Genomic DNA, 13,919 nt, shown 5'->3' with positions numbered 1-13,919 from the left:
GACGGGGGCTCCCTCGCGTCCCCGTGCCGGACTACCCTGCACTCATCCGATGACTCATTCGATGACCTACCGCTAGGAGCCGCGATGCGTGTCGCACTGTTCCTGACCTGTGTCAACGACACGCTCTATCCGGACACCGGCCGCGCCGTGGTGAAACTCCTGACCAGGCTGGGCGTCGAGGTCGACTTCCCGATGGCCCAGACCTGCTGCGGGCAGGCCCACTACAACACCGGCTACCGCCATGAGGCAGAGCCGCTCGCCCGGCATTTCTCCGATGTCTTCGGGGAGTACGAGGCGATCGTCACGCCCTCCGGGTCGTGCGGGGCGATGGTGCGGGAGCTGTATCCGCGGATGGGCGAGCGGGCCCGGGCGGAGGGGCGCGGGAACACCCTCGCCGCCACGCTGGCGCCGGTGGTCCCGAAGACGTACGAGCTGACCGAGTTCCTGGTCGACGTGCTCGGGGTGACGGACGTCGGCGCGTACTACCCGCACACGGTGACCTACCACCCCACGTGTCACGGACTGCGGAGTCTCGGGCTCGGGGAGCGGCCCCGGCGGCTGCTGCAGGCGGTGAAGGGGCTGGAGCTGGTCGAACTGCCCGGCGCCGACGAGTGCTGCGGTTTCGGCGGGACCTTCGCGCTGAAGAACCCGGACGTCTCGGCGGCGATGGGCGCCGACAAGGTGCGCAACGCGGAGTCGACGGGCGCCGAGGTGCTGTGCGCGGCCGACAACTCCTGTCTGATGCACATCGGGGGGACCATGACCCGGCTGAAGACCGGTATGCGGCCGGTGCACATCGCGGAGATCCTGGCGGGCACGGAAGGGGAACCTGCGCTGTGAGCGGGACGTTCGTCGGGATGCCGGCGTTTCCGGAGGCCGCGCGCGAGGCGGTCGGCAACCCGACCCTGCGCGGCAATCTGCGGCACGCCACGCACACCATCCGCGCCAAGCGCGCGAAGGCGGTCGCCGAGCTGTCCGACTGGGCGGCGCTGCGGGAGGCCGGCAAGCGGATCAAGGACCACACCCTCCGTCAACTCGACCGGTATCTGGTCCAGTTGGAGGAGTCGGTCACGGCGGCGGGCGGCACGGTCCACTGGGCCGCCGACGCGGACGAGGCGAACCGGATCGTGACCCGGCTGGTCAAGGAGACCGGCGAGTCGGAGGTCGTCAAGGTCAAGTCCATGGCCACGCAGGAGATCGGGCTCAACGAGGCGCTGGAGGCCGAGGGCATCCGGGCCTACGAGACCGATCTCGCCGAGCTCATCGTGCAGTTGGGCGACGACCGGCCGTCGCACATCCTGGTCCCCGCCATCCACCGCAACCGGGGTGAGATCCGGGACATCTTCCGCGCGGAGATGAGCGAGTGGGGGCGTCCGGCGCCCGAGGGCCTCACCGACACGCCCGCCGAACTCGCCGAGGCCGCACGCCTCCACCTGCGCGAGAAGTTCCTGCGGGCCAGGGTCGGGATCTCCGGTGCGAACTTCATGGTCGCCGAGACCGGCACCCTGGTCGTCGTCGAGTCCGAGGGCAACGGGCGGATGTGCCTCACACTCCCCGAGACGCTGATCTCCGTCGTCGGCATCGAGAAGATCGTGCCGACCTGGCGGGACCTGGAGGTCTTCCTCCAGACGCTGCCCCGCTCCTCCACGGCCGAGCGCATGAACCCGTACACGTCGACCTGGACCGGCACGACGGACGGCGACGGTCCGCGGACCTTCCACCTCGTCCTGCTGGACAACGGCCGCACCGACACCCTCGCCGACGAGGTCGGCCGCCAGGCCCTGCGCTGCATCCGCTGCTCGGCCTGTCTGAACGTCTGCCCGGTGTACGAGCGGGCCGGCGGCCACGCCTACGGCTCGGTGTACCCGGGGCCGATCGGCGCGATCCTCAGCCCCCAGCTCCGGGGCACGCAGAGCGAGATCGACGCCTCACTCCCGTACGCCTCGTCGCTGTGCGGCGCCTGCTACGAGGTCTGCCCGGTCGCCATCGACATCCCGGAGGTGCTGGTGCACCTGCGGGAACGGATCGTCGAGGGCGGGCCGGTGACGCGGGAGGGCAACAAGGTGGTGCTGAAGCCGGCCAAGGGGCATGCCGCCGAGCGGGCCGCGATGCGGGCGGCGCGCTGGGCGTTCGGCCGGCCCGGCGTCCTGCGCACCGGCCAGCGGCTGGCGTCCCGCACCCGCCGCTTCCACCCTCGTACGCTGCCCGGTCCGGGCAAGGCGTGGAGCGGTACACGGGATCTGCCGGCCGTGCCCGCGGAGCCGTTCCGCGACTGGTGGCAGCGTACGCGGGGCACGATCGGAGAGGGCGGGGCGAAGTGAGCAGCAGGGAACGGATCCTGGGCCGGGTGCGGCGCGCGCTGGCCGACGTACCGCAGGACGACCCGTCGTACGCGGAGGCCGTCGCGCGCGACTACCTACGGGAGCACGGCGACCGGAGCGTCGCCGAGACGGTGGAGCTGCTGGCGGAGAACCTGGCGGACTACCGGGCGCTCGTGCACCGGTGCGGAGCAGGTGAACTGCCGTCCATGGTCGCCCGGTTGCTCGCGGACCGGAAGGCGGCGACCGTGCTCGTGCCGCCCGGCCTGGAGGAGTCGTGGCTCGCGGAGACGGACGTCACGCGCGTGCCGGACCGGGGTGAGAGCACCGCGCACGAGCTCGACCGGGTCGACAGCGTCGTCACGGCGTGCGCGATCGCGGTCGCCGAGACCGGGACGATCGTCCTGGACGGCGGTCCCGACCAGGGCCGTCGCCGGATCACCCTGGTCCCCGACCACCACATCTGCGTGGTACGCGTCCCCGACCAGGTCGTGTCCTCTGTGCCGCAGGCGCTCGAACGGCTGGATCCGCGGCGGCCGTTGACATGGATCTCCGGTCCGTCGGCGACCAGCGACATCGAGCTGGACCGGGTGGAGGGGGTGCACGGGCCGCGCACACTGGAGGTGATCCTCGTCGGCTGAGGTCGGCTGAGGTCACCCGGTGCCCCTGTCGTCTCTGGCGTCCCCCGATGACAAATCCGGTGAACAAGCGCTTAGATAGTGACCGGATCATGCTCGCCGCCCGCGCCGGCCACCCGGAGGCCCCGTTGTTCACGTCCGTCGACGATGTCTCCGCCCGGCTCGCGGAGACCGGGTATCTCGCCTCCCCCGCCGTCGCCACGACCGTCTTTCTCGCCGACCGGCTGGGCAAGCCACTCCTCGTGGAGGGCCCGGCCGGGGTCGGCAAGACGGAGCTCGCCAAGGCGGTCGCGGAGGTGGCGGGGGCCCGGCTGGTGCGGCTGCAGTGCTACGAGGGTGTGGACGAGTCCCGGGCGCTGTACGAGTGGAACCACGCCAAGCAGTTGCTGCGCATCAGCGCGGGCCGCGACGAGACGTGGGACGAGACCCGCACGGACATCTTCAGCGAGGAGTTCCTGCTGCCGCGCCCGCTGCTGACCGCCATCCGGGGCGACGAGCCGACCGTCCTGCTGATCGACGAGACCGACAAGGCCGACGTCGAGGTGGAGGGGCTGCTCCTCGAAGTGCTCAGCGACTTCCAGATCACCGTCCCGGAACTGGGCACGGTCTCCGCGACCCGCCGCCCCTTCGTCGTCCTCACCTCCAACGCGAGCCGGGAACTGTCGGAGGCACTGCGCCGCCGCTGCCTGTTCCTCCATATCGGCTTCCCCGAGGAGGAGTTGGAGCGGCGGATCGTCCGGCTGAAGGTGCCGGGCATCGATGGGGCGCTGGCCGATTCGGTGGTCCGGGTGGTCGGCGCGCTGCGCGCGATGGACCTGCGCAAGGCGCCCTCCGTCGCCGAGACCATCGACTGGGCGCGCACGCTGCTCGCGCTCGGCGCGACGACCCTCGACGAGGCCGTCGTCCGGGCCAGTCTGGGCGTGATCCTCAAGCACCAGGACGACATCCTCAAGGCCGGCGCGAAGCTCGACCTGGACGCCGTGTGAGCGCCGACGTCGCCGACCGTCTGGTCGGCTTCGTCGCCGCGCTGCGCGCGCACGGCGTCCGCGTCGGCACCGGCGAGACCGTGGACGCCGCCGAGGCGGCCACGGCGCTGGGGTTCGCGGATCGCGGGCTGCTGCGCGAGGGACTGGCCGCGACGCTGCTGCACTCGACGGACCAACGCCGGGTGTTCGACACCGTCTTCGACCTGTATTTCCCGCGCGGCGTCGGCGCGCCCCAGGGCGAGCCCGGCGACCGGGACGACCTGCGTGACCGGCTGGCCGCCGCACTCGCCGCGGACGACGAGGCGATGCTGTCCAGGCTGGCGATCGAGGCGGTCGACGGGCTGGGCGGGTACGGGAGTTCACCGGGCGCGGACGGCTGGTCGTCGTACCAGACCCTGGAACGGCTGCGCCCGCAGACGCTGTTGGCACGGGTGCGGGACGAACTCCGGGCCCGGGGCGGTGACATCGGGTTCGCCGACCGGCTCCTCGAGGACGAGATCCGGCGACGCATCGAGGCCTTCCGTGCCCTGGTGGCCGGGGAGGCGCGACGCAGGGTGGCGGAGCGGCAGGGGCGGGACGAGATCGCCCGGCGCGCGGTGGCGCCGACCGCCGACCGGGTCGACTTCCTGTACGCGGGGCAGGACCGGCTGGCCGAACTGCGGCGGACGGTACAGCCGTTGGCCCGCAAGCTCGCCACCCGGATGGCGGCGCGCCGCCGCCGGGCCTCGCGGGGCACGATCGACCTGCGGCGCACCCTGCGCGGCTCCCTCTCGACGGGCGGTGTCCCGATGCGGCCCGTGCTGCGCCGCCGGCGCCCGGTCCGTCCCGAACTGGTGCTGCTGTGCGATGTGTCGGGCTCGGTGTCCGGCTTCTCCGACTTCACGATGCTGCTGGTGCAGGCGCTGCACGACCAGTTCAGCAAGGTGCGCGTGTTCGCCTTCGTCAACCGGATCGACGAGGTGACGGGACTGCTCCGGCACGGTGCCGCCGATCCGGAAGGCCTCGGCGCCCGCGTCCAGGCCGAGGCGCGGCTGACGGGCCACCACGGCAGCAGTGACTACGGCGTCGCCCTCGGCGAGTTCGTGCAGCGCTACGGCGGTGCGGTCGGCCCGCGCAGCACGGTCTTCGTGCTCGGCGACGCCCGGACGAACATGAGCGACCCGAACCTGGCCGCGCTGCGGCAGATCGCCGAACAGGCCCGCCACACCCACTGGTTGAACCCCGAGCCCCGCCCCCAGTGGGGGACCGGCGACTCGGCCGCACCCGAGTACGCCGAGCTGGTCGCGATGCACGAATGCCGCAACGCTCACCAACTCGGCGCCCTGGTCGGCCGGTTGCTCCCGGTCTAGCGGTGCCTCCAACCGTACCGCCCGGCTCTGCTTCTCTACTGCTCTGCTTCTTCTGCTTCTTCTACTTCGCCTTCGCGTAGTCCTTGGCCATGGCACCGGCGAAGTCGTACACCACGCACTGTTCGTCGCCCACGACCCAGGCGTCGTGCCCGGGCGGGACCACGAAGACGTCACCCGGGCCGAGTTCGCCCTCGCCGCCTTCGTCCATGGTGATGTGCATGCGTCCTTGGACGACGTAGCCGTTGTGGTGGACCTGGCAGCTGGCGGTTCCCGCGATCGGCGCCACGGACTCGGACCAGCGCCAGCCGGGTTCGAAGGTCCCGACGGCGAAGTCGAGGCCGGTCATGTGCACGGCCTCCAGGTGGCCGCGGGGGAAATCGCGCCGTTCATCGGGCTTGTCGAGCGTCTTCACTTCCATCATGACGCTCCCTCCTTCCGGCCGCGCCTCACCACGGCCGGGGCCGGTCTCCCCGGCGGCTCTGGGCGTCGCGGGTCGGGGGCCGAGCCCCACTTCCTCCATCGTCCGCCCGTCCTTCGACAGCCGCCAATCGGCGGAACGGTCATGGTCGGCCGGCGGCGCCGCACAGCTCGGCGAAGCGGCCGGAGTCGATGTTGCCGCCGGAGACGATCACGCCGACGCGCCGGGGCAGACGACCGGCCCGCCCGGCGAGGAGCGCGGCCAGCGGGGTCGCGCCACTGGGCTCCACGACGATCTTCAGACGTTCGAAGGCGAACCGCATGGCCGCGCGGATCTCGTCGTCGGAGACCAGGACGATCCCGTCCACGAGCCGCCGGTTCACCGAGAAGGTCAGCTCCCCGGGCGTGTGCGCGGCCTGGCCGTCGGCGATGGTGCGCGGCACCGGGATCTCGACCCGCCGGCCCGCCTCCAGCGACCGCTTGGTGTCGTCCCCGGTATCCGGTTCGACGCCGATCACACGTATGCCCGGCCGCAGCCCCTTGAGTGCGGTCGCGCTGCCGGCGATCAGCCCGCCGCCCCCGACCGGCGCGAGCAGGGCGTCCAACTCCCCTGCCTCCTCCAGGAGTTCGAGCGCCGCAGTGCCCTGGCCCGCCATGACGTGCGGGTGCTCGTAGGGCGGGATCAGTGCCAGGCCCCGCTCGGCGGCGAGCGCCTCGCCGATGGCCACCCGGTCGCCGGTGTAGCGGTCGTACGTCACGATCTCGGCGCCGTAGCCCTCTGTCGCCGCCCGCTTGGAGCGGGGCGCGTCCTCGGGCATGACGATCACGGCGGTGGTGCCGAGTTCCCGCGCGGCCAGGGCGACGGCCTGGGCGTGGTTGCCGGAGGAGTACGCGGCGATGCCCCGGGCGAGCTGTTCGGGGGCCAGCCGGGAGGCCGCGTTGTAGGCGCCGCGGAACTTGAAGGCGCCGACGCGCTGGAAGTTCTCGCACTTCAGGAGGACTTCGGCGCCGACGATCCGGTCGAGGGTCCGCGAGCGCAGCACGGGTGTGCGGTGCGCGACGCCCTTGAGCCGGGCGGCGGCGTCGCGTACGTCGTCGAGGGTGATCGGCGGGGGTTCGGTCGTCACGGGTGTGCTCCCTCGGGGGTGTCGTCGGTGCCGTTCGCCGCCGTCTCGTGGGCGGCTCTGGCCTGGGAGAGGTAGCTGTAGGCGGAGGCGCGGGAGATGCCGAGGCGGGCGGCGACCTGCTCGATGGCACGGCGTACGGCGAACACCCCGTGTTCGTCCAGGCCGCGGAAGAGCGCCAGGCGGCGCGGCCGGTCGAGGCCGGCCCAGGTCTGGTCCTGGCGCAGCAGATGGGCGTCGAGGAGGGCGTCGACGACGGAGTCGATGTCGTCGCCGAAGGTGGTCACGGGCGGGTCGGTGCGCACGGCCGCCGTCCCGGTGAGCGCGGCCAGCAGGCCCTGCACCCGGTCGACCTCGGTGACGTCCACGTTGACGCACAGCGCGCCGAACACGGCGCCCGTGGAGTCGCGCAGCACCATCGTGGACGACTTCACGAGCTTTCCGGCGCCGGTGCGGGTGAGGTAGTTCAGTTCGTCGCCGGCGTCGTCGCCGCGGGCGAGGACCCGTAGGCCGATCTCGCTCATCGCCCCGCCGGCCGTCCGCCCGGTCACCGCCCCGGCGACGGCGACGACGGACTTCTCCGGCCGCCGGTAGTCGTGCAGCACCGCCTCGCACACCGGCCCGAAGGTGGCCGCGATCCCGTCGACGACGGGGGTGAGCGCACGCAGGATCGCGTCCCGCTCGGTTTCCCGGGATTCCATAAACGCCATTAGACCACTAGTCCAGACATTGGACCAGCAGTCCAAGCGCTCGGGCCTCGCCATTCCACACGTGGACACCTTCAGGGGATCTGTCGATCAAGGGGGTGGTGCCGTCAATTGCCGTTTCCCTAGGATGTGTTGTCGGCCGCGCCAGTCAGTGGCACGGCGGGAACTGGGGGATGAGATGCAGCCTGGCAAACAGCTGTCCACGTCGATCGATGCCACGGTTCCGACCGCCGCGCGCATGTACGACCACTACCTGGGCGGCCGGGACAACTACGCCGCCGACCGCGCGGCCTGCGAGGAACTCGACAAGGTCGTCCCGAGCACCCGCGCCCTCGCGCTCAACAACCGGCGCTTCCTGCAGCGGGTCGTGAAGACCCTGACCCAGGAGTACGGGATCCGGCAGTTCCTGGACCACGGGTCAGGCCTGCCCACGCAGGACAACATCCACCAGGTCGCCCAGCGCATCGACCCGAGCACGCGCGTCGTCTACGTCGACAACGACCCCATGGTCCTCGTACACGGCCGGGCCCTGCTGGAGCAGGACGAGCGGACCACCGTCATCCACGCCGACCTGCGGGAGACGGAGGCCATCTTCACCCACGAGGACACCAAGCGCCTGATCGACTTCTCGCAGCCGGTGGCCGTGCTGTTCAACTCGGTCTTCCACTGCATCCCCGACAGCGACACCGACGGACCGCAGGCCGTGGTCCGCCGGGTGGCCGAACGACTGGCCCCCGGCAGCTATCTGGTGATGTGTCAGCTGGTCAGCGAGGACCCGGCGGTCCGGGAGTTCGTCACCGACTTCATGGACAAGGCCACCCAGGGCCACTGGGGCCGGGTGCGCCAGGAGCAGGACGTCGCCGCCCTGTTCGAGGGCCTGGAGATCCTCGACCCGGGACTGCTGGAGGTCTCCACCTGGCGCCCCGACACCGAGGTCGCGCCCCGCCAACTCACCCAGGAATGGATCGAGTTCGGCGGCGTGGGCCGCCTCGGCTAGGGCAGGACCGGGAGGCTCAGGCCTGCCGGGCAGCCCTGTCAGGCGGCGCGGCCCTGTCAGGCGTAGCGCTGCTTCGCGATCGACGCCAACAGGGCCTGTGACTCACGCGGGTTGAGGGCCTCGTCGGCCAGCCGGTCCAGGACCACGCGGTACTCCTCCGTCTCGTCCTGGTCCTCCAGGAAGGTGGCGCTCCTGATCTGCTCGAGATACACGACGTCGGGCAGATCGGCGCCGCCGAAGCGCAGGTAGGTGACCGGTATGGCCGGCGCGGAGGCGTGCGTGACGTCCAACGGCACTACCTGGACGGTGACATGGGGCAGCCTGGCCAGCTCCACGAGGTGGGCGAGCTGCTCGCGCATCACCTCGCGGCTGCCCAGCACCCGCAGCAGCACCGACTCGTCGAGAATCGCCCACACCCGCGGGGCGTCCGGCCGGCGCAGCAGATCGGTGCGCCGCGTCCGCAGCTCCACCCGGCGCTCGACCTCCCGCGGCGTCGCCGACGGCAGCCCGCGTTCCACGACGGCACGCGCGTACGCGGAGGTCTGGAACAGGCCCGGTACGTACTGGATCTCGAAGGTGCGGATCGCGATGGCCGCCTCCTGCAGACCGACCAGCCGGTCGAACCACTCGGGCATCAGCCGCTTGTCGTAGCGCTGCCACCAGCCGGGCTCGCCCGCCTGCTGCAGCAACTTCAGCAGTACGGCGGCCTCGTGCTCACCGGTCTCGTACAGCGACAGGAGCGCGCGGACGTCCGCCTCGACGGGCGGCTTGCGCCCCTTGCCCGCCTCGATGCGCGACAGCTTCGCCGGGCTGAACCCGATGGCACGCGCGGCCTGGTCCTGGGCGAAGCCGGCGTCCTCCCGGATACCCGCCAACTGCACACCGACCAGCAGTTTCAGCAAGGTCGGGGCGGGCTCGGCCCGGTTCAGATACGGTTCGAGGCGGGAGATGCGAGACGACTCGGCAGACATCCTGACTCCCCACAAACCGGCAGACGACAGACCTCAGTATCGCATCCGAAGCCCTACGACCGCACGTGGCAGGGGAATTGGGCCCATCGAGTACGGCGAGTCGCCCCATGAACCCGTCCACCGAGTCCATCCCGCACCCTCACACGATCTTCGCGCGAGCTTCACGTGACCCTCGCGCGGTCTCACGCCAGGTGGTCGAACTCCCCGCCCTTCGCACCGGCCACGAACGCGGCCAGTTCGGCCGGCGTGTAGACCAGCGCCGGCCCGTCGGGGTCACGGGAGTTGCGCATCGCGACGCCTCCGCCTTCCAGGGCCGCGACCTCCACACAGTTGCCTTCGGCGTTGCTGTGACTGCTCTTGATCCAGCGGACGCCCAACGAGCTCGCCCGCACTCCGTTCTGCACTGACGGCACTGCACTCTCCTCGCTCGTACGCGCAATTTCCCGTGAAATTGCACGAGAACCTCGTCAGCGTGGATAATAACCATGCCGTCAACCGCACTTCCGGCCCCCCGTCCTGACGTCGCCTCAGGGAGATGAGGGAGATGCCCGTGTCATCACCTGCGCAGTTCCGGAGCCACGAGTCCGTCTCCGTCCGTGACTCGCCCAGAACCGCCGCCCTGTACCTCACGGGCAGCCGGGAAGGATTCGCCCAGGCACGGGACTTCACCCACCACACCCTCGACTGCTGGTCCCTGGACCACCGCAGCGACGACGCGGTCACCGTCGTCACGGAACTGGCCGCCAACGCGGTCCTGCACGGACTGCCGCAGTGCCCGGCGGGCGAGTTCACCGTCCGGCTCCGGCTCACCCTGCGCCGCTCCCACCTGGTGTGCGCCGTCACCGACCCGAGCGACGGCCTGCCCGTCTACCCACGCCCGGAGGACAGTCTCCTGGAGCACGGCCGCGGACTGCACATCATCGAAGCCCTCTCGGACCACTGGGGCTGGACCCGCCGCTCCCCCGTGGGCAAGACCGTCTGGGCCATGCTGCCGACCCGCTCCCAGCCCTGATCCCCGACCGACGGCTGACATCTGACATGACTGCCACGCATGGAACCGCACCGCTCGAGGACCTGGGACACGTGCCGTGGCCCGAGATCAAGGACTCCACCGGGTCCGCCGCGGCCATCCCGTTCCTGCTGACCACCGTCGCCCGGGGCGACGCCGACACCGCCGAATCCGCACTCCGTCAACTACGCCGCAGAATCTGCCAGTTCGGCTTCGTCGTGGACGAGGCGACGGCGGCGACGGTGCCCTTCCTCTGGGAACTCGCCCGGCTCCCCCAGGTCACCTGCCGCGCGGAGATCCTGCGCCTGCTGAAGAGCATCGCCGACACCCGACAGTGGGAGACGACGGCCGCCGCGTACCCCAAGCTGCTCCACCACCCCGACAACTACGTGGGATGGGAGCGCGCGGCCCGCGACGCCGTACACGCCCAGCGCGACGTCCTGCGCCAGCTCCTCGCCGAGCCGGACACCGAACTCGTACGGGCCACCACGGAACTCGCCGAGACCCTGACCGACTGAGAGCGACCGAGGCGACTGAGGCGGCACCGTCGGACGGCGTACCTGGGACAGGCGGACAAGCCCTGACGCGACACGGTTCCTTGTGCGCGACTCCGCACCTGACCGCTAGGTTGTGCCGCATGAGCAACCTTGACCGCGCGCCCGTGCCCAGTGTGTGCGGCGGCCGTGGCTTCGTCGTCGCCGAACCCGTCCGCGAGCTGCTGAGCCCCCGGCATGTGAAGCTCGGCGAGTCGACCGAGGTACGCCGGCTGCTGCCGAACCTCGGCCGGCGCATGATCGGCGCCTGGGCCTTCGTCGACCACTACGGCCCCGACGACATCGCCGACGAGCCGGGCATGCAGGTCCCGCCGCATCCGCACATGGGCCTGCAGACCGTGAGCTGGCTGCACGAGGGCGAGGTGCTGCATCGCGACTCGACCGGCAGCCTGCAGACCGTCCGGCCCAGGGAACTCGGGCTGATGACCTCGGGGCGCGCGATCAGCCACTCCGAGGAGAGCCCCCGGGCGCACGCCCGCTACCTGCACGGCGCCCAGCTCTGGGTGGCCCTGCCGGACGCCCACCGCCACACCGACCCCCGGTTCGAGCACCACGCCGGCCTGCCCACCGTCACCGCCCCCGGCCTCACGGCCACCGTGCTCCTCGGCGACCTCGACGGCTCGACGTCACCCGGTTCGACGTACACCCCGATCGTGGGCGCCGACCTCGCGCTCGCCCGCGGCGCGGACGTCCGGCTGCCGCTCGTCCCCGACTTCGAGTACGGCGTGCTGTCCATGTCGGGCGAGGTGCACGTGGACGGGGTGCCCGTCCTGCCGGGCTCGATGCTCTACCTCGGCTGCGGCCGCACCGAACTGCCCCTGCGGGCCGAGTCCGACGCGGGCCTGATGCTGCTCGGCGGCGAGCCGTTCGAGGAGGAGCTGGTCATGTGGTGGAACTTCGTGGGCCGGTCCCAGGAGGAGATCACGCAGGCTCGTGAGGACTGGATGACGGGCCGCCGCTTCGGCGAGGTGAAGGGCTACGACGGAGATCCCCTGCGCGCACCGGAACTGCCGTCCGTGCCGCTGAAGCCACGGGGAAGGGTGCGCTGACCAGGGCGGAGTCGGGCTTCCGGCCCAGGGAGTTCGAGAGCATCTCACCACCTGCCCTGCAACGATGATCTCTGGTTGCGCGGACCCTCGGATGCTGTAGAGCGGTGAACGTCTCCGGCAGCGGAACGGCCGACTGCTCCACCTCCACGGTGTGCCCGTCCCAGTCCTGCATGCATGTGTCCGCCGCGTCCAAGCCCGCCTCGGCCAGTTCCTGTTCGCCGATCTCGTCCCAGTCCAGCCGGTGCTCTGTGCCGGTCCAGCCGCAGGAACGCACCGCGCGCAGCGCGGCCGCGCGGGGTACGTGTGTGAATTGGCCGTCGTGGACGCTCCACTGCGAGACCGGCTGCCCGCCCGAACCGGAGCCCATGTCGAAGAACACGTGGCGCGGAACGGTGCCGTCAGCCGGAAGCACACCGACCGCGCCCTCATGCGAAGTGCCGAACTCCTCCGTCGTCCACGTTCGCGCTCGGCGAGGAGCGTGTCGTGCAGCAGGCGGGAAGGTCCTGCGCCCGCGGTGCCGCGGTATGCCTTGCGGACGAGGACTTCCTGGACGGCGAGGGTGCGGGTGCCCGTTTCCCGGGTGAAGTCGTCCGGCGGGGCCCCGGACGGCCCGCCGCTCCGGCCGGCCGATCCCTGTCGCTCAGCCGCGCTGGGCGGCGTCGTAGACGGCCCGCGCGGTCTTGCCGAGCGTCGGTCCGTACATCGGGGTGCCGCCGTCGCCCGCGCCGTGGCTGTTGACCGACACCACGGTGCCCTTGCCGGTGGCGGAGTTGAAGCCGGCGAGCCAGGGACCGCCGCTCGCGCCGCCGCCGAGGTCGCACGCAACGCGCTGCTCGCCCTCGGGGGCGAGCCGAGAGGTACCGGCGCAGTACAGCAGTTCCTCGCCCCGCTGGGGAGTGGTCGCCGGATAGCCGAAGGCGGTGACCCGTTCACCGGCCGGACGGCCGAAGGCGATGTTCTGCGCCCCCACTGCGTCGGTGAGCCGCTTCCCGTTCGCCGGGGTGGCCACGGCCATCGCGGCTATGTCGTTGACGGTGTCCTCGGCCCAGGAGCGCGGTGTCACGGTCGCCTTGACGGCGTAGCGGCCGTACGGGGCCTTGCCCTTGGCATAGCCGGGGACGAAGACGATGTCGCCGTAGGTGTTGACGGGCGAGGAGCCGAGGCGCGCGCAGTGAGCCGCGGTCATGATCACTGAGCGGTTGCCGCTGGTGACGGCGCTGGCCGTGCACCAGGTGTCCTGCCCCCTCGAATCGACGAAGAAGAGCCGGCCGATGCTGGGGATGCCCTTGCCGGTCCAGGGCTTGCTGAGCGGACCGGTCGGCCCCAGGTCGACGGCGCGGCTGACCTGCTTCATGCGCGCGGGCGTCCAGTACGAGAGAGCGGCGGCCCGCTCCGCCGCCGTGTAGGTGACCGTACTGACCTGCCCGGTTGCGGCCGCCGCCGCGGGTAGGGCCGGGGCCGCCAGGGGGGCGGCCAGGGCCAGCAGGGCGGTGGCGAGACCGGAGACGGTTCGGCGCGTGCCTCGGGACGGGCTGGGCGACATGGGTGTCCTCTCGGATGATCGGGATCGGGTCATCACCCGGAAGGATGCGATTCCGGCGAGTGACGTGCATCCGCCATCTGATCTTTCGTGGCCAGGCCATCTCGTCCAGGGTGATGTTCTTGCCCGCCATCAGGCAGGCGGTGTTCGCCTCGGTGGCACCTGCACTGCCGGAACCGACATCTTCCCTCGTGACCGGTACAGCTCCTGCCTCAGGGCCACCCGGCTGGCGGTGCCGAACCGTGGACCGCAACGCGCCC

General features: G+C 71.3%; 15 protein-coding genes. 9 read left to right on the top strand and 6 right to left on the bottom strand.

Features of this window, described 5'->3' with window-relative positions; translation table 11 throughout:
- Positions 1-84: 84 nt before the first annotated feature.
- The 5 genes from OG352_RS37385 (at position 85) to OG352_RS37365 (ending at position 5,291) form a co-directional block, all read left to right on the top strand.
- Positions 85-840 carry a (Fe-S)-binding protein gene (locus OG352_RS37385; protein WP_329223046.1) on the top strand — a complete coding sequence of 252 codons (756 nt, stop codon included), beginning with the start codon at positions 85-87 and terminating at the stop codon, positions 838-840.
- Positions 837-2,321 (top strand): LutB/LldF family L-lactate oxidation iron-sulfur protein, encoded by a 1,485-nt coding sequence (locus OG352_RS37380; RefSeq protein ID WP_329223045.1) that lies wholly within the window; start codon positions 837-839, stop codon positions 2,319-2,321. The genes OG352_RS37385 and OG352_RS37380 overlap by 4 nt, the downstream gene beginning before the upstream one ends.
- On the top strand, positions 2,318-2,959 hold the full coding sequence (locus OG352_RS37375) for a LutC/YkgG family protein (protein ID WP_329223043.1): 642 nt from the start codon (positions 2,318-2,320) through the stop codon (positions 2,957-2,959). Before OG352_RS37380 ends, OG352_RS37375 begins: the two co-directional genes overlap by 4 nt.
- 125 nt (positions 2,960-3,084) lie before the next feature.
- Positions 3,085-3,942 (top strand): AAA family ATPase, encoded by an 858-nt coding sequence (locus OG352_RS37370; protein ID WP_329224121.1) that lies wholly within the window; start codon positions 3,085-3,087, stop codon positions 3,940-3,942.
- Positions 3,939-5,291, top strand: coding sequence for a VWA domain-containing protein (locus tag OG352_RS37365; RefSeq protein WP_329223041.1), 1,353 nt, complete (start codon positions 3,939-3,941; stop codon positions 5,289-5,291). The genes OG352_RS37370 and OG352_RS37365 overlap by 4 nt, the downstream gene beginning before the upstream one ends.
- A gap of 61 nt (positions 5,292-5,352) precedes the next feature.
- On the opposite strand, the gene OG352_RS37360 is transcribed toward OG352_RS37365, so the two are convergent.
- The 3 genes from OG352_RS37360 to OG352_RS37350 form a co-directional block, all read right to left on the bottom strand.
- Entirely contained in the window at positions 5,353-5,712 is a 360-nt protein-coding gene (locus tag OG352_RS37360; protein WP_329223040.1) for a cupin domain-containing protein, read from the bottom strand.
- 139 nt (positions 5,713-5,851) lie between these two features.
- Complete coding sequence (locus tag OG352_RS37355) at positions 5,852-6,835, bottom strand: pyridoxal-phosphate dependent enzyme (protein WP_329223038.1); 984 nt, start codon at positions 6,833-6,835, stop codon at positions 5,852-5,854.
- On the bottom strand, positions 6,832-7,533 hold the full coding sequence (locus tag OG352_RS37350; RefSeq protein ID WP_329223037.1) for a helix-turn-helix transcriptional regulator: 702 nt from the start codon (positions 7,531-7,533) through the stop codon (positions 6,832-6,834). Before OG352_RS37350 ends, OG352_RS37355 begins: the two co-directional genes overlap by 4 nt.
- A 184-nt stretch (positions 7,534-7,717) precedes the next feature.
- On the opposite strand from OG352_RS37350, the gene OG352_RS37345 reads away from it, so the two are divergent.
- A complete protein-coding gene (locus OG352_RS37345) occupies positions 7,718-8,536 on the top strand; it encodes an SAM-dependent methyltransferase (RefSeq protein WP_329223035.1) in 819 nt (272 codons plus the stop codon).
- A gap of 56 nt (positions 8,537-8,592) precedes the next feature.
- Here OG352_RS37345 and OG352_RS37340 read toward each other — a convergent pair whose 3' ends face one another.
- A complete protein-coding gene (locus OG352_RS37340; protein WP_329223033.1) occupies positions 8,593-9,507 on the bottom strand; it encodes a helix-turn-helix domain-containing protein in 915 nt (304 codons plus the stop codon).
- Positions 9,508-9,689: 182 nt separating this feature from the next.
- Positions 9,690-9,920, bottom strand: coding sequence for a DUF397 domain-containing protein (locus OG352_RS37335; protein WP_093770766.1), 231 nt, complete (start codon positions 9,918-9,920; stop codon positions 9,690-9,692).
- 131 nt (positions 9,921-10,051) lie between these two features.
- Between OG352_RS37335 and OG352_RS37330 the strand changes: the two genes are divergently transcribed.
- The 3 genes from OG352_RS37330 to OG352_RS37320 all read left to right on the top strand — a co-directional run bounded on the left by OG352_RS37330 (position 10,052) and on the right by OG352_RS37320 (position 12,119).
- The gene (locus OG352_RS37330; protein ID WP_443072441.1) at positions 10,052-10,519 is read left to right on the top strand and encodes an ATP-binding protein; all 468 of its coding nucleotides are present in this window, start codon (positions 10,052-10,054) and stop codon (positions 10,517-10,519) included.
- A gap of 26 nt (positions 10,520-10,545) precedes the next feature.
- The gene (locus tag OG352_RS37325; protein ID WP_329223029.1) at positions 10,546-11,034 is read left to right on the top strand and encodes a hypothetical protein; all 489 of its coding nucleotides are present in this window, start codon (positions 10,546-10,548) and stop codon (positions 11,032-11,034) included.
- Positions 11,035-11,153: 119 nt separating this feature from the next.
- Positions 11,154-12,119 (top strand): pirin family protein, encoded by a 966-nt coding sequence (locus OG352_RS37320; protein ID WP_329223027.1) that lies wholly within the window; start codon positions 11,154-11,156, stop codon positions 12,117-12,119.
- 640 nt (positions 12,120-12,759) lie between these two features.
- Here OG352_RS37320 and OG352_RS37315 read toward each other — a convergent pair.
- Positions 12,760-13,662 (bottom strand): trypsin-like serine peptidase, encoded by a 903-nt coding sequence (locus OG352_RS37315; RefSeq protein ID WP_329223026.1) that lies wholly within the window; start codon positions 13,660-13,662, stop codon positions 12,760-12,762.
- Positions 13,663-13,919 lie beyond the last annotated feature (257 nt).

It is taken from the genome of Streptomyces sp. NBC_01485 (assembly GCF_036227125.1).
In the GTDB taxonomy this organism is placed as follows: domain Bacteria; phylum Actinomycetota; class Actinomycetes; order Streptomycetales; family Streptomycetaceae; genus Streptomyces.
This window is presented reverse-complemented; position numbering and strand designations above follow the sequence as displayed.

What these genes read in the sequence shown, in the direction of transcription:
- OG352_RS37385 (WP_329223046.1), top strand. Translation starts at nt 85, where the DNA reads ATGCGTGTCGCACTGTTCCTGACCTGTGTCAACGACACGCTCTATCCG.
- OG352_RS37360 (WP_329223040.1), bottom strand. Translation starts at nt 5,712, where the DNA reads ATGATGGAAGTGAAGACGCTCGACAAGCCCGATGAACGGCGCGATTTC.
- OG352_RS37350 (WP_329223037.1), bottom strand. Translation starts at nt 7,533, where the DNA reads ATGGAATCCCGGGAAACCGAGCGGGACGCGATCCTGCGTGCGCTCACC.
- OG352_RS37345 (WP_329223035.1), top strand. Translation starts at nt 7,718, where the DNA reads ATGCAGCCTGGCAAACAGCTGTCCACGTCGATCGATGCCACGGTTCCG.
- OG352_RS37340 (WP_329223033.1), bottom strand. Translation starts at nt 9,507, where the DNA reads ATGTCTGCCGAGTCGTCTCGCATCTCCCGCCTCGAACCGTATCTGAAC.
- OG352_RS37330 (WP_443072441.1), top strand. Translation starts at nt 10,052, where the DNA reads ATGCCCGTGTCATCACCTGCGCAGTTCCGGAGCCACGAGTCCGTCTCC.
- OG352_RS37325 (WP_329223029.1), top strand. Translation starts at nt 10,546, where the DNA reads ATGACTGCCACGCATGGAACCGCACCGCTCGAGGACCTGGGACACGTG.
- OG352_RS37320 (WP_329223027.1), top strand. Translation starts at nt 11,154, where the DNA reads ATGAGCAACCTTGACCGCGCGCCCGTGCCCAGTGTGTGCGGCGGCCGT.
- OG352_RS37315 (WP_329223026.1), bottom strand. Translation starts at nt 13,662, where the DNA reads ATGTCGCCCAGCCCGTCCCGAGGCACGCGCCGAACCGTCTCCGGTCTC.